Genomic DNA, 21227 nt, shown 5'->3' on the forward strand with positions numbered 1-21227 from the left:
GATGAAAGTTGCAGCCTTTGGTGAAGTCATGCTTCGCTTAACACCACCGGAATTTCTATTGTTGGAACAAACACGTTCTTTGAGAATGGAGTACACAGGCACAGGCGTAAATATTATGAGTAATCTCGCTCATTTTGGAATAGAAAGCTATCTTGTTACTACGCTTCCTGATAATCGAATTGGAGGAGCAGCAAGAGCAAATCTTCGTCAGCTAGGAATTCAAGATACCTTTATCCAACAAAAACATCAGCATTTAGGGACTTATTTTGCTGAAATGGGTTATGGTGTTCGTCCTACACAGGTCACCTACCAAAACCGGCACAGCAGTTCCTTTGGTGTGTCAGATGAAACAGAGTATGAGTTTACGAAGTTACTTGAAACGGTGGATTTGGTGCATATCTGCGGTATCTCTCTTAGTCTAACAGACGAGACGCGCAAAGCAGCTCAATCTTTAGCCAAACAAGCAAGTGAGATGGGGAAAAAAGTTTGTTTTGATTTTAATTTTCGTCCAAGCTTAAATACAGAAGAAAACAAAGTTCAGTTAATGAAAGCACAATATGAAGAAATACTTCCATTTTGTGATATTGTTTTCGGGAGTAAACGTGATTTGACAGACTTACTCAAGTTATCTTTAAATAAAGAACTAACAGAACAAGAGCAAGAACGTGAATTAATTCAACGATTTATCAATAAATATGACATCCAGTGGTTCGCTGGAACTAGAAGAAGCCAAGCAGATTCTGTCAAAGAAATTGTGGGTATTCTTCATACGAAAGATCAAGTTGTGGAATCTCAGCCTAGAGTTATTTCTATACTAGATAGAATAGGTACAGGGGATGCGTATGCAGCAGGATTGCTTTTAGGCTACTGTGAAAAATGGCCTTTAAAAGATACCGTAGAATTTGCAACAGTGAATGCTGCTGTCTCCCACACGATACAAGGAGATGTTCCATTAACAACGAAAGACCAAATACAACAAATTATGAATGATCCCTCTATTGATTTAATTCGTTAACTAGAGTAGCTTTAGATACTTTTTTTACCAGTCATAGCAGTAATTGAGAGTTAAGAAATCATAAAAATTTCTTACTCTCAATTTTTTTTGAAAAGAAAAATAGAAAAATATCGAAAAAAAGATGCATGTCATTACAAAATACGGTATTGTTAAATAGAAGAATAATTATTTTAAAATAACGAATAAGAAAATTAGGGGGAAAAAATGAAATACTGTGGCGAATGTGGAAAAGAAATTAAAGAGGATGCGAAATTTTGTCCATTCTGTGGCGCTAAACAACTCGGACAAACAGATCAGGAAGAAGTGAGTAAAACAAAGAATCTTGATTCTAATACCGGTAGTCAAGAAGCTATGACTGACGAGCAGCCTCAAATAAAAACGATTCGTAATGAGACAGTTCAAGAAAGCCAGACTGAGTCAGTAGCACCACAACCATCTGTTGAAAGCAATCAGGAATCATTAGGAAATCAACCATCAGCGACTCAACCAGATCAAACGACTAATACAGGATTTTCTGCAGAACAACTTAAGAATAACGAAACGGTTCAGCAATTATCAAAAAACGGGAAAAATTATTTGAATTATCTAAATAAAAATATCAGGAAACCAAAGATTGGACAAAATGAGGCTGGTTTGTTTGGACTAATCAACTTTATTTTGATTACATTATTTAGCGGACTTGCGATTAGTCATGCTTGGTCACCCTTGCTGCAATATGGGACTTCGAATGCATCGGCATTTCCATATGCGATTCAATTGATTTTATGGATTGGCTTAAGTTTATTCACTAGTGTATTAGTTATTTTTGTTGTAAGTACACAAGTGTATAAGCGTGCAATGACTTTTTTAGAAGCGTTTGAGTGGGTTTTTGCACCAAATAGCTTATCGGTGTACGTTAGTTTATTTGCATTTTTTATGTCGTTCTTAGTAAAAGGTGATTCACAGATTTTCTATCTGTTCTTCATGGTACCTTTTGTTTTGACCAACATTTCATACATGGGTAGCCTATGGGAGTTGCCAACAAAGGAGAATCAGAAAAACAAGTTTTATATCACCGTGTTATCCGTTGTTGTTGGAGCGATTATCATCTTTGTTATTTCAAGAATATTCGGTGGAATGATTGTTGAGGATTTTGCAAAAAATAATTATTTATTTAACATGATGGGCGGTCTATTTTAACAAATACATTTGTTGAGGTAGTGGGAGTGAATTACCCCTGCTATCTCATAATTTTATCTGTTGAGGTTAACTAGCCATCTAAAAATATATGGGGAGACTGAGCTATTTAAATAAAATGAAAATATCTCAGTATATTGGAGGAAAATTTATGAAAATTTGTAAAAATTGTGGTCATGAAAATTTAGAGGGATCTCTTTTCTGTGAAAGCTGTGGGGCGTCATTAGCAGAAGAAACAAATGCAGCGAATCAATCAGAAAATCCACAAGCAGAGACGAGTGAAACAACTGAATTACATACAGAAAACTCAGTAGAAGAAGAGGTTCAAGAGACTTCAGAAGCTGAGAGGAACGATTCAGCGGATTCTCTAGAAGAAAAAAGTGAAGAAATGACCGAGCCAGTTTTCGAGGCAACTGACGGCGAGACATCAGAATCAGCGACAGAGGCAACAACTGATGATAAAACAGAAAGCCAAGAAACAGCGGTTCCTGATGAAACGAAAGAAACGCCAGTAGCCGACAGTGCGGTTGAAAATGGACAAGCAGACCAAGGGACTGAAGCACCTGAACAGAAGACATCATCTACAGCTAAAACAAGTACAGGAACATTTTCCAAAAAACAATTAACGATTGGGGCAATTGTTGTTGCTGTTTTACTACTCTTGTTTGCCGGATATAAATATGGTACTTCCGTGTATACATCTGAGAAGCAAGTGGAAACCTTTGTTCAAGCAATCAAAGATAAAGACAGTAAAGCACTTGTTGCGCTCATGATTACGGATGATGATAATTTGGAAATTACTGAATCAAGTGTGAAACCATTGATTAAATATTTTAATGGGAATAAAAAAGCATTAGCTGAAATGAAGAAAGAAATGAAACAAAATCTTCGAACATATAATTTGGAAATGAAAAAGTCTGGAAAGAAATTTTTAGTGTTTGACAATTATAAAGTAGAAGTTTATCCAGTCTATCCAGAGGTATCAACCAATCAAAAAGGAACAATTATCTCTGTAAATGATAAAAAATATACAACGACGAAAAAAGATAAATTCAAAGAAGAGCTTGGACCATTTGTTCCAGGGACTTACACATTTAGTGCGACTGCGAAGAATTTAACTGAATCAAATGAAAGTAAAGAAGAAACATATGATTTATTCAATGTTGCCGATACTGAAATTGATTTGACCTTTGCTGTGATGACGATTCCAATTGAGTCAAACATTGATGATGCGAAGATTTTCGTTGACGGAAAAGAAGCAGGTCAGCTGAAAGATGGCGAAGGTGAAGTAGGACCTCTTGTTTGGCATGAAGGATTAACGATTCAATTAACCAGTGGTTCTGGAGATAAAGAACTCAAATCAGAAGCATACGAAGTGGATGAGTGGGAATATTCTGATGAATATGATTCCGAATATGATTATCCTCTTTACCTAGATTTTGATGTACTTGATTCGTATGATATTGAATATGCAATTGATGATTTCTATTACGAAGTTGAAGACGCAGTGATTGAGTCGAATAAATACGATAAAGAGCTATTAGGAAAATACTTTAAAGATGGTACAAAAAATGAAAGCTTCAAAAAAATTGATGAGTATATTACCTCTTCAAGAGAAAAGAACAAGAAAAACGAGTTTGACGGTGTTTGGTTCTATGTTGAAGTAAAAAAAGTGACTCCTTTAGAAAATGATCAATATGAAATTGATTATGAAGTGAGCTATCATAATTATGGATCAAAAGTGGAAGATGTAACCTATAAATATACAGGTGTAAAAGTAACTGCTATAGAAGATGACTCTTACTCGATAGATTTTGAGTTCATTGATTTAGGTGATGGCGGGAAAAAAGTAGAGAATTAGTTTCTGCGTGTCATTAAAAATAAGGGATAGATAGACAAGCATCCTTTTATTTTACAGTGGATTATAGACGCATCTGTTTTTAAGGTGCTTTGTCAACTTGGACGGATGAGTTGAAAGAGATTCTCATAAATATGTTTGACGAAATATGCAGTCCTTCACTGTCACAGATGCATTCAGGCCAACAGGAAGGTCTATACGAAAGCATGCCAGTAAAGAGGTTGAATCTTTTCTATTTAGTTTTTTACTCTTTCACTTGTCTTTTCCTCTATTTTTTCTGTTAGCATCACTTATAGGCATTTGGTTTTTTCTATATTTTGTTCAGCGACTTAATTATAGAGGAACCAAATGCTTTTTTACATAAAAAAAAAGGTGCTCCTACATATTTTGGGCAATAAAGTCATATAAAGCCAATGACTAATGAGCTAAGTCAAAAAGGAATCCAGAATGAAGAGAGACTTCTTTTGATTCTGGCTTTTTTGTTGATTTTTAATGACTTAAAAAATAGAGGAAAAGAGGGCGTCGTCATTTTTTCCAGCTATAGGGAAGTCAGATTGGCATCTTTTCTCATTAGTGATAAACTAGAGGACGTAAACTTTTAGAAAAAATGAACCATTAGCCAATAAAATTACCAAAGAATACTTTGCTGAATTGAGGTGTGAAAATGAAAATTTTTATTGATGGCGATGGCTCTCCAGTCAAAGATACAACGATTAAATTAGCCGAAAAGTATCAATTGCCAGTAGTTATCGTGACGAGCGTAGACCATTATACGACAAAAGAATACCCAGACTTTGTTACATTTGTCTATGTAGACAAGGGAGCAGACAGTGCAGACTATAAAATTGTTGGGCTTATTCAATCAGGAGATATTTTAGTTACTCAGGATTATGGATTAGCTTCGCTTGTTCTTAGTAAAGGTGTTCGGGTCCTACATCAGTTGGGAAACGAATATACAAAAGATACGATTGAGACAATGCTTGAACAACGCTACTTCAGTGCAAAACTCAGAAAAGCTGGACAACGGACCAAGGGACCTAAAGCGTATACGACAGAGGATCGGGAACGTTTTAAAGAAAGTTTAGAAAAATTGATAGCCCAACAGGCGGGGGATAAAAAATGAGTACCTATTTAGAAATTCCAGTGTTTGATAGTGACTTACTTTATCGTTCGTTTCCTGATAATGGAATGGGGATTGTCTATCCTCATTGGCATAAAGAGATTGAGATTATTTACTCAATTGTCGGAAGTGTGAATATCGGAGTTGGAGAGGATATTATTCAAGTCAATCAGGGAGAAATTTATTTTTTTTCTAGTGGTGAACCTCATTATTTTCTAGCCTCCCCAGATAGTGAACGGTACGTGTTTCAATTTGATTTGAAGATGTTTGATGAACCCACTTTGCGAGTAAAAGAAAAATCGCTTGTTTCACTCTTTGAAACGAGTGAACGTCATAGTCGAAACTGGCCGAAAAATACTGAGGAAAAGGTGCGTAAAATCTTATTAAACCTCTACAGATACAATGAGGAGTCGATGGATGGGAAAAATTATCTGCTGTTGGCAGAGCTTTATCATTTGATTGGTGTATTTTATCAAGAGCTTCCGGAAACGAGTCAGGAGAACAGCTTATCTATTCGTCGTTCAACCATTCATTATAAAGAAACCTTGGAGCGATTAAATAAAGTATTTGATTATGTTGAAGAGCATTTCCTTGAGCCAATTACTTTGGAAGAAATTGCCCATTTTGTTGGATTTAGTCCGTACTACTTTACGCGTTTTTTCAAAACAAATACAGGGAAAACATTTATGGGGTTTTTAAATGAATACCGAATTACTCAAGCAAAATTCATTTTGGCAAATGAAAAGATTCCAATGGTTGAAGTCGCAGAAAAATCAGGATTTACAAGTGTGAAAACATTCCATCATGTGTTTAAAGAGTCGGTAGGATTAGCGCCGCTACAATATCAAAAGCAACTAAATGAGACGCTTTAATAGAATCGTTAAGAGAGGGAAAAGAAGTATTAGCTTCGAGAACTAAATAGATACTGAGTATCATCGGAAGTGAACCTTCTGTCCCGACCTCGTGTCAGCTTTTATTTCTAAGCAAATTTTGTTGACTAAAGGAATATTTTTTTGAAAGCGTTGACTTTTTTTGTGAGGTAGGCTATATTTTTATTGGAAGTAAGTTTATCATACTAACTAACTTACGGAGGTCTACAAATGAAAGGTGGATTGGTTTTGCACCTGACAGGAGTAGATGGTGAAAGGATTATTTTTATGTATTACAAAGAGATTGATTCATTTCCAGAAGATTTTTTGTGGGGAGCAGCATCAGCAGCCTATCAAATTGAAGGCGCATGGAATGAAGATGGGAAAGGGCCCTCTATATGGGATGAATTTTCTAAAATCGAAGGAAAAACATTTGAAGGAACCAATGGAGAGGTGGCAGTTGACCACTATCATAGATATAAAGAAGATATTTCTTATATGAAAGAGATGGGCTTAAAAGCTTATCGTTTTAGCGTTGCATGGAGCCGAGTGATTCCTGATGGTGAAGGCGAAATCAATGAAAAAGGCTTAGATTTTTATGAAAATTTAGTGGATGAGCTAATAAAAAATGGTATTGAGCCTGTACTGACTCTGTATCATTGGGATATGCCACAAGCGCTGCAAGATAAATATGGTGGCTGGGAGTCTCGAGAAGTGATTCCGGCATTTGAAAAATATTGTGAAGCCCTGTTTTTGCGTTTACGAGACAAAGTGAAGTATTGGGTAACGATGAATGAACAAAATGTCTTTACTTCACTAGGATACCGTTGGGCGGCACATCCACCAGCAGTAACGGATTTGAAACGAATGTATGCAGCAAATCATGTGGTGAACCTTGCCAATGCTACTGCAATTTCTTTATTTCATCAGCTGGTACCAAAGGGTCTGATTGGTCCAAGCTATGGGTATGGGCCTATCTATCCGTTAACAGCTGATCCATCTGATGTTTTAGCAGCAGAAAATGCAGAAGCATTTAATAATGACTGGACATTAGATGTGTATTGTAGAGGAACCTATCCGAAATTTGTGATGAAGCAATTAGAACATTTAGGTATAGCGCCCCAAGTGACTGCCGAGGATAGCCGACTATTAACATCAGCAACGCCTGATTTTTTAGGGATTAATTACTATCATGGGGGAACTGTCCAACAAAATCGAATAGAAAAGCCAGAGAACCAGTCAAGTACAGAAAAAAACTTTTCAAAGACAGATCCTTATTTAATGCAGCCTAAAGAAGAACAAGCAATGTCGCCTGAGGTACCGATGTTCAATGGGATAGAGAATCCCTATCTAGAAAAAACAAAGTGGGGCTGGGAAATTGATCCGGTGGGCTTCCGGGTTGCCCTACGCAGAATCCAATCCAGATATGATCTTCCAGTGTTTGTAACAGAAAATGGCTTAGGTGCGATTGATGTGTTAACAGAGGATAAGAAAATTCATGATGACTATCGAATTGATTACCTAAATGAACATCTTGTAGAAATGAAAAAAGCGATAGCTGACGGAGTAGAGGTCATTGGGTATTGTGCTTGGTCATTTACAGACTTACTTAGCTGGTTAAACGGCTATAAAAAAAGATATGGTTTTGTTTATGTTGATCGCGACGAGCATGATGAAAAGACATTAGAAAGAATCCCAAAAGATAGTTTTTATTGGTATCAGCAAGTGATAAAGGAAAATGGCGAAAATCTTTCATAAATAATCAAATTGAATACATGATAAACTATAAACGATCAATGCTACAGCATCTGAAAGTTCTGAATTATCTAGGAAAGAAGCTGAGACTAACAAGTTGTTTTGTCCAGCTTCTTTTCATTTTTGCATAGTTATAGAAATGAGGGGACAAAATGAAAAAAATTATTGTGGTGGATGATGAACAGGCGATTCGTGAAGGCTTAACTTATTTAATTGATTGGGAACATTATGGGTATGAAATTGTTGGACTCGCTAAAAATGGAAAAGAAGGACTTTCTTTAATTATGGAGCTGTTGCCGGATGTGGTGATTACAGACATCAAAATGCCACAACTAAATGGCTTGGATATGATTAAAGAGGTGAAAAAACAGGGGCATTCTCCTTATGCCATTGCTTTGACTGGCTACTCTGAATTTGAATATGCTAAGAGAGCGATTCAATTAGATTTTTTCTCTTATTTATTAAAACCAATTGATGAAGATGAGTTAATTGATCTTTTAAATAAGATGAACGACTTAGATAAAACAGAGCATACGGTGAGTTTACAGCATCAGCTAGTAAATAAATTGTTTGGTAGTGATTCAATGCCTTTACCGGGATATAAATGGGTATGTGGTCTGCGAACAAGAAAGCCATTAGAAGACAATGTGCTAAAGAAAATTGAGAAGCTGCAGATAGAGGTTATTTCTTTGAGCCACTATGGATATACCTATCAGGTGCTTCTTTCAACGAGCCATGAACAAGAGGAAAGAATACTAGAGAAGCAATTGAAAAAGGGACAGGAGATTCTTTCAACAGGTTGGTTAGATGCAAATCAGAATCTAGGTGTACTTTATTCCGAAATTAATTATCTCTCCCGGCTAACTTTTTTATTTCCTAATCAATATGTTTCACCTGAGCGGCTCTCTGTTGAAACAACGGAAAATTATGTACATGAGACACTTATACAGGAACTAGTTAAGGCAATTATCACTGCAGATAGGCTAAAGGATGCCGTTGCTCATTATGCTACGTACTTTTATAATAATTTAGCTTTTGAAGAAGATGTAAAATGGCAAATGAATCAAGACTATCATTTCCTTATTCGCCAAGTTCGCAACCAAGTAACAATTGACTTGCAGGAATTTACGGGCTCGTTTAGTACAGAAATATTTGAAGCGACGACTTTTAGTGAGCTGCTTGTCCGATTAACAAACCAGCTGACACAGTTGTCTGTACTAGTGGCTGAATCATTAAATAATATAGATATCATCTCAGAAATTCTTCATTATATTGGGAAAAACTATGTGGAAAACCTTTCGTTGAAAACAATCGCAGAAAAATTTAATTATAATAGTGCCTATCTAGGGAAAAAATTCCGAAAAGAAACAGGAAAAAGCTTTGTTAATTATCTTGAAGGAATTCGGATGGAAAAAGCAGCAGTCCTTTTAACAGGCTCTAACTTAATGGTCTACGAAATATCAGAGCAAGTAGGCTATAAAAATGTGGATTATTTCTATAAAAAATTTCGTCAATATTATAAAATTTCTCCTAATGAATATCGTGGTCAGGAAAAAACAGAAGAGAAAATAAATTCAGCAGAATCACTAGTTTTGTAGGTATCAAACACTAATCTTCGCTGTATAAAAGTTCGGGTGTCATTCGTTATAATAAGGGTAGTATGATAACGTTTACTTTTCAAAGGTGGGCTTTTTATGTTTTTATGTTTTGATATTGGCGGAACATTCGTAAAGTACGGATTGTTTGACCAAGAAGGAAAAAAACACAAGAAAGGAAAGTTTAAAACTCTTCTTCGTTCAAAAGATGAATTTATTGATTCTCTAGTAGAACAAATAGAAAAAACAGACACACAAAACCAACTACAAGGAATCGGACTAAGTTTTCCAGGATTTGTCAATCCAGAGACTGGTGAAGCAATCCTAGCAGGAGCACTGACCCCGTTACATGGGGAAAATATTTACCATTTATTAAATGAGAAACTAACGAAACACTATCCAATGAGTATTGAAAATGATGCCAATTGCGCAGCCTTAGCTGAGTGCTTTGGCGGACAAGCGCAAGGTAGCTCAGATTTTGCATTAATTACATTAGGAACGGGCATTGGCGGTGCGATTGTTGTTGACCATCAGATTCTCCATGGACACAGCTATCGAACAGGAGAGCTTGGAATGATGGTAACAGATTTTCATGAATCTGGTTATAAAACCCTTCATGAATTGGCGTCAACACAAGCTTTAGTGAATCTCTACAGAAAACAAGAAGGAATTTCCGATTCAATAGAAGTTCTTGGAGAGACCATTGTATCAAGACTCCACGAGCCAAAAGTTAAGAAGCTCGTCCAAGAATGGGCACAGTTTGTTGCAATTACAATTTTTAATACAGTTGTCATGTTGAATCCAGAAAAAATACTCATAGGCGGCGGAATTAGTCAAAGCCAAGAAATTATCAAAATCATTATTCAAGAATTAACAAAAAATAGCCATTGGGTTGATTTTCAGGTTCCTGTTGAGCCATGTCACTTTTTTAATGATTCAGGATTGATCGGTGCTTACTATTTAATTAAACAAAAAGTTATGGAGGAAACAAGATGAAATTTACAGATGGAGGCTGGTTGGTAAAGGACGGATTCCAAGTCAACTATGCCGTACATGTCTATGACACTAGGAAACAAGATAATACCTTAATTTTTTATCTGCCGTATAATTACATTGGCAATAAAGGGGCAACGCTTGATGGCGGGCTAATGACTATGGAGGTTTCAACCCCTCACGCAGATGTGATTGGCGTGAAGCTCTACAACTATAAAGGTGTGCTACCAAAAACGCATGATTTCCTAATTCACACGCAAGAAATGACTCCTGTGATGGAAACAGAAGGGGAGGTCTATCGCTTTGAATCAGGAGATTTACGTGTCGAAATTACGAAAGACGAACAACTATTTACTCGTTTTTACTATAAAGACAAACTGATTACCCAAAGTATGCCACGTAGTAAGGCACTTGTCTTTGACCCAACAGGAGAGGTACATATCAGCGAACAGCTGAGTATAGATGTTGGGGAAGCGATTTATGGGCTAGGCGAGCGTTTTACTAATTTTGTAAAAAATGGTCAAACCGTGGATATTTGGAATGCTGATGGCGGAACAGGTACCGAACAGGCGTATAAAAATATTCCCTTCTATGTCAGCAACAAAGGCTACGGCGTGTTTGTCAATTCTCCTAAAAAAGTGAGTTTTGAAGTAGGAAGCGAAAAAGTTTCTAAGGTTCAGTTTAGTGTCCCTGGGCAATCTATGGAATACTTTATTCTAGCAGGTGATTCTATGAAAGAGGTCTTGAAAAATTATACGGACCTTACGGGGAAACCATCGTTACCTCCTGCATGGTCCTTTGGCTTGTGGTTGAGTACCTCCTTCTTAACAGATTATGATGAAACAACAGTGAACTCGTTTGTGGATGGGATGCTAGACCGCGATATTCCGCTTGAAGTTTTCCATTTTGATTGTTTGTGGATGCGTGAATATGAGTGGTGTAACTTTACGTGGGATGAACGAACTTTCCCTGATCCAATCAATATGCTCCGTCGCTTAAAGGAAAAAGGCTTGAAAATCTGTGTCTGGATTAATCCTTATATTGGGCAAAAATCCCCATTATTTGATGAAGGCATGGCACAGGGTTATTTCTTAAAACGAGAAAATGGCGATGTGTGGCAATGGGACAAATGGCAAGCAGGAATGGCGATTGTTGATTTTACCAATCCCAAAGCAACTGCCTGGTACCAAGGAAAATTAAGAGAATTAATTGCGATGGGTGTGGATTGTTTTAAAACAGACTTTGGTGAACGCATTCCTGTGGATGCAGTGTATGCAGATGGCTCTGATCCTGAGAAGATGCATAACTATTATGCCTATCTCTATAACAAAGTAGTCTATGACTTATTAGTGGAGGAAAAAGGCAAAGAAGAAGCGATTTTATTTGCTCGTTCAGCCTCTGTTGGTTCACAAATGTTACCTGTTCATTGGGGAGGCGATAGTACGTCTGATTACCCATCTATGGCAGAAACCTTGCGTGCGGGGCTATCCTTTGGGTTAGGTGGATTTGGCTATTGGAGTCATGATATTTCAGGCTTTGAAGCAGGAGCGACGCCTGATTTGTATAAACGCTGGACACAATTTGGCTTATTATCTTCTCATAGTCGTTATCACGGCAGCTGGGAATACAAGGTGCCATGGATTTATGGAGAAGAAGCAGTAGATGTTGCCCGGTTCTTTACGAAGTTGAAACTACGGTTGATGCCGTATCTTCAAGCACAATCAGTGAAAACGTCAGAAGAAGGTCTTCCAATGATGCGTGCGATGGTCTTGGAATTTACGGAAGATATCGCGACTCATCAGCTTGATCAAGAATATATGTTTGGTGACGATTTATTAGTCGCACCTATCTTTAATGAAGAGGGTCAAGTAACCTTCTATGTGCCAAATATAACAGGTATGTGGACAGATTACTTAACAGGCAAACGGTATGCTGGCGGACAATGGTATCAGGAAACGGTAGATTATTTCCACTTGCCATTGTTAGCACGACCAAATGCGATTATCATTGAAGGAAATACCGATACTCAAGCGGTCTATGACTATACGAAAGACCCTGTGATTCATCTTTTTGAATTAGACACTGAAGGCAGCGCGTTGGTGTATGATGCACAAGGAGAAAAAGTAGCGGAAGTACAAGCTAAGAGAATTGGCGGAGAAGTCGAGCTGATAATCGAAGGCATTGCAAGTGCCAAAGTCATTTTACACGAGGAAGAGGTAAGAGAAGTACAGGTAGAAGAAGGAACGACCATTATCTAAAAATAATACACCTTCAAAGTTGCTTGACGAATAAATTCGTTCGCTACTTTGAAGGTTTTTTTGGTTCAAGAAGCTTTAGTAAAAAATAAAAACTACTCAGCAAAACTATTTATAACTATTTGAACATTCGTCCCCTTTGCTACTTGGCTTCGGATGCTAAGTCCATACTGCTCTCCATAAAACATTTTGATTCGATTGCTGACATTAGGTAGACCAATATGTTCTGTAATATCCAAATCATTTTGCTGGATTTGCCAGCGGATTTTTTCCAGATGTTCAGGTGAAATCCCCACCCCATTATCTTCAACATCAATGATGATTTTATGGCCTTGTTTATCAATTCTTACTGTAACAAGCCCATTTTCCTCTATTCCTTCAAGTCCATGTGAAATGGCATTTTCCACAAGCGGCTGAATAAGGAGCGGAAGAAGCTCAATCTGAGTTGGATCAATTGAATCTGCAAGGATTATTTTAAAGTTTACTCGATCACCAAAACGCATTTTTTGAATATCGGTATAGACAGTTACAGTGTCTAATTCCTCGGCCAGAGTAGTAATTTTTTTTCCTTGGTAATCTAAGGTAAAGCGCATAGATTTGGCCAAAAGTTTAATGGAATGTGCTACATCGGGCGTACCATTTTTTAGGGCAGTCATTCGAATAGTTTCCAACGTATTAAATAAAAAATGAGGATTAATTTGTCCAGCTAAAAGTCGGAATTCCATTTGCTGCTGCTGATTGAGTAGTTCTTTTTCCAACAGCTGTGCCTCAAAGATTTGTTCTTCTTTTTGTTTAATTCGTTGTGTAATCGTGTGGAAATCTAAAGATATTTTAGATATTTCGTCTGCTCCAGCGATCTGTTTAAAAAAGGCATAGTCTTCAATGGAGGCATGGTAAACCGCCCGTTGAAGCGTATGGATTCGATTAGAAAAGAAGTTGGCAAAGCCAATCATTACAAGCGATGTAGTGACAAGAACAACAACTAAAATACTAATCCAACGTAGAACATTTGCCTTTAAATTATTATAGGCGCTGTAGTCTGCAGAATAAACGACTATTTTATCCTGCTCATTTGCTAAATCTAATGTATTTATTGCGACTAAAGCATTTTTTTTCTCCTTCGTCGACTGGAAGGTTTCTTCCTCCTCGGCATGATTGTTTATAGAAAAAGTAATCGGCTCTCCTACATTTTGGATAATGTCGCTGTAAAAAAGAGATTGGTTGTTTAATTGGATTTCTGTATAGTAACTCGAATGTGCCATCCTATTTTTCAAGTAGTTGTAGTCCACCTCTATCTTAAGAACGGCTTTATAGCTAGTAAGAGGTAAGGGGAGTGCCATGTAGACGGTCAGTTTGGGAATGACATCTTCAGATTCTATTTTCCAAAATTCGTTGGGCTGACTGATTGCTTGTTTAAACCAGTCGGAGGCTTGAATTTCGGGTGTTGCATAAGCAAAGTTCTTAAAATTCACTAATGTCGGGTTTGTTGAATAGATTGAGAGGCTGTAAATGGAGGTCTCTTGTTTTTTTAAACGAGTAACATATGAATAAGTATCCTCTGCCTGCAACGCTTCAGTATCATTTAAATAGGTAGTAGAAAGAATTTCTCGCAGCTGATTGTCTGTAGACATGTAATTTGCGATATTTTTAAACGAATTTGTTGTATCGAAAATGACGGATTTTACTCGTTGGGCATTGGCAGCGGTCAACCCTTTATAGTTTTCTGTTAGTTGTCTGGTGGAATCAGTCGTTAAAATGAGCCCTATTGCCAAAGTAGACAAGAGGACTAAAGGAACAAAGATAATAAATAACTGCTGCCGAATGGGGTAACGATTGATTTTATTCATAAAAAGTCGAAAATTCATAGCATCCGTCCTAATCTGAGTATGGTTTATAAATAGAAAGAAGTAAAAATGAGCAGCAATATGCTGAAAATGAAAAACCGAAAATCAATAAAAGAAGTTTCATTCCCGGCATAATCATTAATAAACAAAAAATAGTTAGTGGAAGTAAAAGTACCCCTATCACCTTAACAGGATTGTCAAATGGAAGCAATAAAGCATTTTTAATCGTTTGCTTCAGGCTGTTTTTGTAGCGACCAATCAAAGAAAAGCTGAGTAGTAAAGAAAGAAGAAAAAATCCTGCAATAAATAGAGCAGCCAATCCAATGATGCTGGTTAAAATAGTTTTAAAAGCAAACCAAAAGATACTGCTGAAAAATAAGAATAGGATAGGCAGACCTAAAGTAAGAAAGGCTGCAGTCGCCTGTTTCCAGTTTTGCTTAAAATAAATAAAATAGTCCTTTATAAGATAAGCCTCTTTTTGTTCTGCATATTTCGTCGTGACAGCAAGCAAGGAAGTAATCGATGCACCGATTGTAATAATGGGCAAACAAGTGACAATAAATAGAATGTTTAATAGAACAAATTGAGTGAAAAGAGTCACTCCTTGATGGAATGGACTATCAATATTAAATTTCATAAAAAGAACCTCCGATTCGTTGATTGCTCTCATTTTACATGAATTACAGGTTTTTTGAAAGCGGTCGCATTTATAGAGTAGTGATTAAAAACGTTGATATATCAGCATTTTCTCTGTTTTTTTAAGGGGTGAGAAGAAAAACATGTCTATTTTGTACTGTACAGAGGTGCAATTTCTTCTAGTTTCAAAAAAGAAGCTGGATGCTATGATTACAAATGTAAAAGCGGTTACAAATTAAGAGGGGTGAAATGATGGAAATCAAACAAAGTAAAGGGGAAAAACCTGTAAACAGGAATCGCCGAGATGGGAAGATTATGTTTTTATGCATTGTCCCATTTTTAATTCTCGTCTTCTTATTCTCGTACTTTCCATTACATGGGTGGATATATGCCTTATATGACTATAAACCAGCCTTGGGATTGTCTGGAAGCGAATTTGTAGGCTTAAAGTGGTTCAAGATTCTTGTTTCTAGTCCAACACAGCTTAGTCAAATCATACAAGTAATGAAAAATACATTTGCGATGAGTTTCTTGGGGATTGCAACATCTATGCTGCCAGTGTTTTTTGCAATTTTATTGAATGAAGTGAAATGTAAATGGTTTAAAAATCTCGTTCAAACACTAACAACCTTACCAAACTTCATTAGTTGGGTGCTGATTTACACAATCGCATTTAGCTTATTTTCCTCTACAGGACTAATTAACACATTATTACAAGAGCATGGATTTATTTCAGAAGCGATTAAATTTTTAGACAGCGATAATCATACATGGCTGATGATGTGTTTATGGAATATTTGGAAAGGGCTTGGCTGGGGTGCCATTATGTATCTTGCAGCAATTGCTGGAATTGATCCGGAATTATACGAATCAGCGAGAATTGACGGTGCCAATCGCTTCCACTTAATGCGCTACATCACGCTGCCAGCACTTATGCCAACCTATCTAGTCATGTTAATGCTCTCTATTGCGAATCTGCTAAACAATGGAATGGATCAATACTTTGTTTTCCAAAATGCGTTTAACAAAGAACACATCCAAGTATTAGATTTGTATGTATATAATATTGGACTTGGTGGGAATAGCTTATCACTAGCTACTGTTTTAAGTATGTTGAAAAGCTTAGTCAGTGTAGCACTGCTTGCTATCGTTAACTTTGCTTCGAAAAAAATTAGAGGAAGCTCTATCATTTAAGAAAGGAGAGAAGTACCATGGAACTATCACAAAAGAAAAAAGAGAAACTAAAGCCTCATAAGCTTCCTCAAACAAAAGAGGATATTATTTTTAATGTGGTAAATTACACATTTTTTGCACTAATCACGTTGATTTGTGCGTATCCTTTTTACTATCTTATTATTAACTCAGTGAGTAATAATGAGTTGAGTGCATTGGGTTCTATTCGCTTCCTACCAGAAGATATTCATTTTGAGAACTACAAAGAAGTTTTACAGCTAGACGGTCTTTCTTTGGCGGCAATCGTATCTGTAGCAAGAACCGTTATCGGAACAGCACTAACCGTACTTGCATCAGCCTTCTTAGGCTTTATGTTTACACAACGAAAAATGTGGAAGCGTCAGTTTTGGTACCGTTTCGTAATTATCACGATGTATTTCAATGCAGGTCTGATTCCGTTGTTTATCACGATGAAAACATTGAATTTAACCAATAATTTTTGGGTATACATTCTACCTGCAACCGTTCAACCGTTTAATATTATTTTAGTAAAAACTTACATTGAATCAATTCCAGCTTCTTTACAAGAAGCCGCAGAAATGGACGGGGCGAATATTGTACAGGTATTTTTCAAAGTCATTTTGCCTAATTGTACGCCTATTTTAGCAACTGTGGCGATTTTTTCAGCCGTTGCTCAATGGAATTCTTTCCAAGACACACTGATTTATATTACAGATCAAAAGCTCTATTCGTTACAGTATTTGTTATATACGTATATTAATCAAGCCAACTCACTGGCACAGATGGTTAAGAATACAACAGGCTCGTTATCTGGTGTGATTTCTGCAGCAACAACTCAGACGCCAACCTCTATTCGTATGACGGTTTCTGTTATTGTTGTATTGCCGATTATGTTTATCTATCCTTTATTTCAACGCCATTTTGTAAAAGGAATTATGTTAGGTGCAGTAAAAGGATAAGACTACTTTTAAGGAGAACTTACGATGAATTTAAAGAAAAAAATTGTTACGGGGCTATTGGGTGTTTCTCTTATTGCCAGTTTAGCTGCATGTGGTTCTGAGAAAAAAGAAAGCAAGACAGATAAAGATGAACTTTTAACTGTGGATGTTTATGATGGACTTGCAAACTATATGGGTATTCAAAAAGGCTGGTTTGCAGATATTGTGAAGAAAAAATTCAATATTGAATTGAATATTATTGCGCCAAACGTGGCTGGTAATGGGGATACCTTGTATCAAACAAGAACGGCTGCAGGCGATTTAGGCGATTTAATTATTGTAGATAATGGCAAACAATACAACGAATTAGTTCAAGGAGGACTATTGTACGATTCAACTGATTTATATCAGAAGATGGATAATCTTAAAAAATATGACGCTGCCGTTCAACACTTAAATGATGGATCAGAAGGAATTTATGGATTTCCGACAAGTGTATCAAGTTTATCACCAACGACTCCTTCAGAAGGATTGGAATTAAACTATGGTGCTTATATCCGCTGGGATTTATATGGAAAAGAGAACTATCCTGAAATGAATTCTGTGGAGGACTTATTGCCCGTTCTGAAAAAGATGCAAGAAGCAAATCCGACAACAGAGTCTGGTAAAAAAGTCTATGCATTTTCCTTATTTAGTGACTGGGATGGAAATATGATGAATATGGCCAAACAACTAGGCACTCTATATGGATACGATGAACTTGGGTTTGTATTGGCAAAAGCAGATGGTTCAGATTATCAAAGCATCATTGATAGTGATTCCCAATATGTTCGTGCATTAAAATTTTATTATGAAGCCAATCAAATGGGCTTGGTGGATCCTGAATCAACGACACAAAATTACGATACAATGTACTCTAAATATCAAGATGGACAAGTATTATTTTCATGGTGGCCATGGTTGGGTCAGGCAGCCTATAACACGACGACTAATCTAGCCAAGGGAGAAGGATTTATGCTTGCGCCAATTAAAGATCAAACTATCTTCTCTTATGGTGCAGAAGTATACGGTGGGAAGCAATTTATTGGTATTGGTACTAAGGCAAAAGATCCAGAACGTTTAGCCGAATTTGTTGACTGGCTTTACTCTCCAGAAGGAGCCTTGGCAAATACTTCTCAAACACAAGGAAGTGCAGGAATTGAAGGACTAACTTGGGAAATGAATAAAGAAGGCCAGCCTGAATTAACTGAATTTGGGAAAGAAGCTTTGTTAGGTGGAGATGCAACAGTACCTAAGGAATATGGCGGCGGCAGCTACAAAGATGGTGTTTCTGCATTGAATGTGAATACAGTTTTAGGAATTGATAACAATCCAGATAACGGTTACCCTTATAACTATACAATGTGGGAAACCTATCAAAAGGAAAATACTGATCCATTGAAACAGGATTGGACAAAGCAAATGGATGGTGCGGAAACGACCTTGGATTATCTTGAAGCATCAAAACAAATTGAAGTTGCCCCAGGTGCAAGTTATGTTGCGCCAGAAGATAATTCTGAAATCTCTGTATTGAGAAATCAAATAAAATCGACCATCATCGAATACTCTTGGAAGATGTCATTTGCTAAAGATGAAAAAGAATTTAACAAGCTGTTAAAGGAAATGCAAGACACAGCAAAAGGTTTAGGCTACGAGCAAGTTTTTGAGGTAGATATGGCAAATGCAAAAGATCAAAATGAGCAGCGTATATCTGTAGCAAAAGAATTCGCAGAATAATTAATTCTTAGAAAAGAGTGGGACATGCAAACAAATATGTTGGCAGTTGTTTCACTCTTTTTTATGAGAAAGTTGGAGAAGAACAGATGATATTTTCAAAAAATGACAGAATTATATTTGTAGGAGATTCGATTACTGATAGTAACAGAGAGTATGCTGCTCCACCAGCAAAATGGGCTTCTTGGGGAGAGGGCTACGTAAACGTCATTAATGGCTATACGACAGCTTTTCATCCTGCAAAAGAATTAATGATAATCAATAAAGGAATCAGTGGAAATCGGATAGTGGATTTACCAAATCGCTGGCAAGAGGATGTGCTGGATCTTGCACCTGATTGGGTGGTTATTATGATAGGAATCAATGATGTTTGGCGCCATTTTGATGGAACTTTTTGCCAAGATGAACAAGTAACAGAGACCGTATTTTTTGAGACGTATCGTACCTTAGTTAAGGACACTTTGCCAGCTGTCAAAGGAATGATTTTACTGTCTGCATTTATGGTAGAAAAAAATCTTGAGGATACTATGCGTAAAAAAGTAGAGGTATATAATCAGCTGACGCGGCAAGTGGCAGAAGAATTTTCAATTCGTTTTGTAGATGTACAAGCCTATTTTGATGAATTTTTAAAACATCAGTCTTCTTATGTTTTAAGCTCTGATCGTGTTCATCCTTCGTTAGCTGGTCACTTACTGATTGCAAAGGCGTTTCTAGATGTTTGCGAATTTGAGGAGGAGACGTATGAAAACAATTGAAGAGATTAAAAAAATTGCGAATCAGGGTCCCTTTGAAGCCAACTGGAAAACCTTAAATCATTTTGAGATTCCTCGCTGGTTTAAAAAAGCAAAATTTGGGATTTTTATTCATTGGGGATTGTACAGCATTCCTGCATTTAACAATGAATGGTATTCTCGGAACATGTATAGAGAAAACTCAGAAGAATATCATCACCATATTCAGACCTATGGGCAACATACCGAATTCGGTTATAAGGAGTTTATTCCGCAGTTTACAGCAGAAAAATTTGATGCAAAAGAATGGATTCAGCTATTTAAAGAAGCGGGAGCAACCTATTTTTTCCCTGTTGCAGAGCACCACGATGGATTTCAGATGTATCAAAGTGAACTATCCAATTATAATGCCGTTCAGATGGGTCCCCATAGAGATATTCTACAGGAGTTAAAAGAGGCAGGAGAAAAAGAAGGCTTAGTCTTTTGTACCTCCTCGCATCGTGCTGAGCATTGGTTCTTCATGGGCCATGGAAAAGAATTTCCTAGTGATGTTGTCGAACCGATGAAAAAGGGTGATTTTTATTGGCCTGCACAGCCTGAGCCTGACAATCAAGCGTTGCAAAGTACCCCGTATCCAACTGCTGAATTTTTAGAGGACTGGCTATTGCGAACCGTTGAAATCATCGATCGTTATCAACCAAAAGTTTTATACTTTGACTGGTGGATTCAGCATGAATCGTTTAAAGAATACTTACAAATATTAGCAGCCTACTATTATAATTGCGGATATGTATGGCAAGAGGAAGTGGCGATTTGTTATAAACATGATGCGCTGATGTTTGGCTCTGGTATAGTAGAGATTGAACGGGGGAAATTTTCAAACGCCCAACCGTTTTACTGGCAATCAGATACGGCAATTGCAAGAAATTCATGGTGCTATACAGAGACACTGGACTACAAAGATGTGAAGGAAATTCTTTATGATTTAATTGAAGTTGTCTCAAAAAATGGAAATTTGTTACTGAATGTCGGCCCGAAAGGTGATGGCTCTATTGCTGAAAAAGATCAGATCCTCTTGAAAAAAATAGGGGAATGGCTGAAAATAAATGGAGAAGCAATCTATGATTCCAAGGTTTGGCGAAAATCAGGAGAAGGACCTACGCAACTAGTTTCAGGTCAATTTCAAGAAAATCAACCAGTCTCTTATACACCAGAGGATATTCGATTTACGGTTTCGGGTGAGTCCATTTATGCCTTTTTGATGGCGCCAGCTGCAGGGGGAAAAGTACTCATTAAGTCTTTGGCAACTTCCAAAAACCAAGACGTACCTGAGTTTCATGGATTGATAAAAGAGGTTAAACTATTAGGAGCATTTGACGATGTTCAATGGGAGATAACAGATGAAGGACTCGTCATTATACTTCCAGAAATAATAGACGAGCTACCAAAAGTATGCAAAATAACAATCGTGTAAA

16 protein-coding genes are annotated in these 21227 nt (G+C 37.0%); 14 read left to right on the top strand and 2 right to left on the bottom strand.

Going from position 1 to position 21227, the window contains the following annotated elements:
- Position 1 precedes the first annotated feature (1 nt).
- The 9 genes from I589_RS02830 (at position 2) to yicI (ending at position 12639) form a co-directional block, all read left to right on the top strand.
- A complete protein-coding gene (locus I589_RS02830; protein ID WP_010769642.1) occupies positions 2–1015 on the top strand; it encodes a sugar kinase in 1014 nt (337 codons plus the stop codon).
- Positions 1016–1219: 204 nt separating this feature from the next.
- On the top strand, positions 1220–2194 hold the full coding sequence (locus I589_RS02835) for a zinc ribbon domain-containing protein (protein WP_010769641.1): 975 nt from the start codon (positions 1220–1222) through the stop codon (positions 2192–2194).
- Positions 2195–2342: 148 nt separating this feature from the next.
- Positions 2343–4052 (top strand): TcaA 3rd/4th domain-containing protein, encoded by a 1710-nt coding sequence (locus I589_RS02840; protein WP_010769640.1) that lies wholly within the window; start codon positions 2343–2345, stop codon positions 4050–4052.
- 661 nt (positions 4053–4713) lie between these two features.
- Positions 4714–5172 (top strand): YaiI/YqxD family protein, encoded by a 459-nt coding sequence (locus tag I589_RS02845; protein ID WP_010769639.1) that lies wholly within the window; start codon positions 4714–4716, stop codon positions 5170–5172.
- Positions 5169–6041 carry an AraC family transcriptional regulator gene (locus I589_RS02850; protein ID WP_010769638.1) on the top strand — a complete coding sequence of 291 codons (873 nt, stop codon included), beginning with the start codon at positions 5169–5171 and terminating at the stop codon, positions 6039–6041. Before I589_RS02845 ends, I589_RS02850 begins: the two co-directional genes overlap by 4 nt.
- 285 nt (positions 6042–6326) lie before the next feature.
- Positions 6327–7796, top strand: coding sequence for a glycoside hydrolase family 1 protein (locus I589_RS02855; protein WP_034684612.1), 1470 nt, complete (start codon positions 6327–6329; stop codon positions 7794–7796).
- A gap of 149 nt (positions 7797–7945) precedes the next feature.
- Complete coding sequence (locus I589_RS02860; RefSeq protein WP_010769636.1) at positions 7946–9391, top strand: response regulator transcription factor; 1446 nt, start codon at positions 7946–7948, stop codon at positions 9389–9391.
- A gap of 96 nt (positions 9392–9487) precedes the next feature.
- Complete coding sequence (locus tag I589_RS02865; protein ID WP_010769635.1) at positions 9488–10384, top strand: ROK family protein; 897 nt, start codon at positions 9488–9490, stop codon at positions 10382–10384.
- On the top strand, positions 10381–12639 hold the full coding sequence (gene yicI, locus I589_RS02870; protein ID WP_010769634.1) for an alpha-xylosidase: 2259 nt from the start codon (positions 10381–10383) through the stop codon (positions 12637–12639). The genes I589_RS02865 and yicI overlap by 4 nt, the downstream gene beginning before the upstream one ends.
- A gap of 92 nt (positions 12640–12731) precedes the next feature.
- On the opposite strand, the gene I589_RS02875 is transcribed toward yicI, so the two are convergent.
- A complete protein-coding gene (locus tag I589_RS02875) occupies positions 12732–14501 on the bottom strand; it encodes a sensor histidine kinase (protein WP_010769633.1) in 1770 nt (589 codons plus the stop codon).
- A 10-nt stretch (positions 14502–14511) separates the two neighbouring features.
- Complete coding sequence (locus I589_RS02880) at positions 14512–15117, bottom strand: YesL family protein (protein WP_010769632.1); 606 nt, start codon at positions 15115–15117, stop codon at positions 14512–14514.
- A 248-nt stretch (positions 15118–15365) separates the two neighbouring features.
- On the opposite strand from I589_RS02880, the gene I589_RS02885 reads away from it, so the two are divergent.
- The 5 genes from I589_RS02885 (at position 15366) to I589_RS02905 (ending at position 21226) form a co-directional block, all read left to right on the top strand.
- Positions 15366–16310: an ABC transporter permease gene (locus I589_RS02885; protein ID WP_010769631.1), complete on the top strand. Its 945-nt coding sequence runs from the start codon at positions 15366–15368 to the stop codon at positions 16308–16310.
- A gap of 17 nt (positions 16311–16327) precedes the next feature.
- Positions 16328–17269 (top strand): carbohydrate ABC transporter permease, encoded by a 942-nt coding sequence (locus tag I589_RS02890; RefSeq protein WP_010769630.1) that lies wholly within the window; start codon positions 16328–16330, stop codon positions 17267–17269.
- 24 nt (positions 17270–17293) lie between these two features.
- Positions 17294–19024, top strand: coding sequence for a type 2 periplasmic-binding domain-containing protein (locus I589_RS02895; RefSeq protein WP_010769629.1), 1731 nt, complete (start codon positions 17294–17296; stop codon positions 19022–19024).
- An 86-nt stretch (positions 19025–19110) separates the two neighbouring features.
- On the top strand, positions 19111–19776 hold the full coding sequence (locus I589_RS02900; protein ID WP_010769628.1) for an SGNH/GDSL hydrolase family protein: 666 nt from the start codon (positions 19111–19113) through the stop codon (positions 19774–19776).
- A complete protein-coding gene (locus I589_RS02905; protein WP_010769627.1) occupies positions 19763–21226 on the top strand; it encodes an alpha-L-fucosidase in 1464 nt (487 codons plus the stop codon). The genes I589_RS02900 and I589_RS02905 overlap by 14 nt, the downstream gene beginning before the upstream one ends.
- Position 21227: the final 1 nt, after the last annotated feature.

The organism is Enterococcus phoeniculicola ATCC BAA-412 (assembly GCF_000407505.1).
Classification (GTDB): Bacteria; Bacillota; Bacilli; order Lactobacillales; family Enterococcaceae; genus Enterococcus_K; species Enterococcus_K phoeniculicola.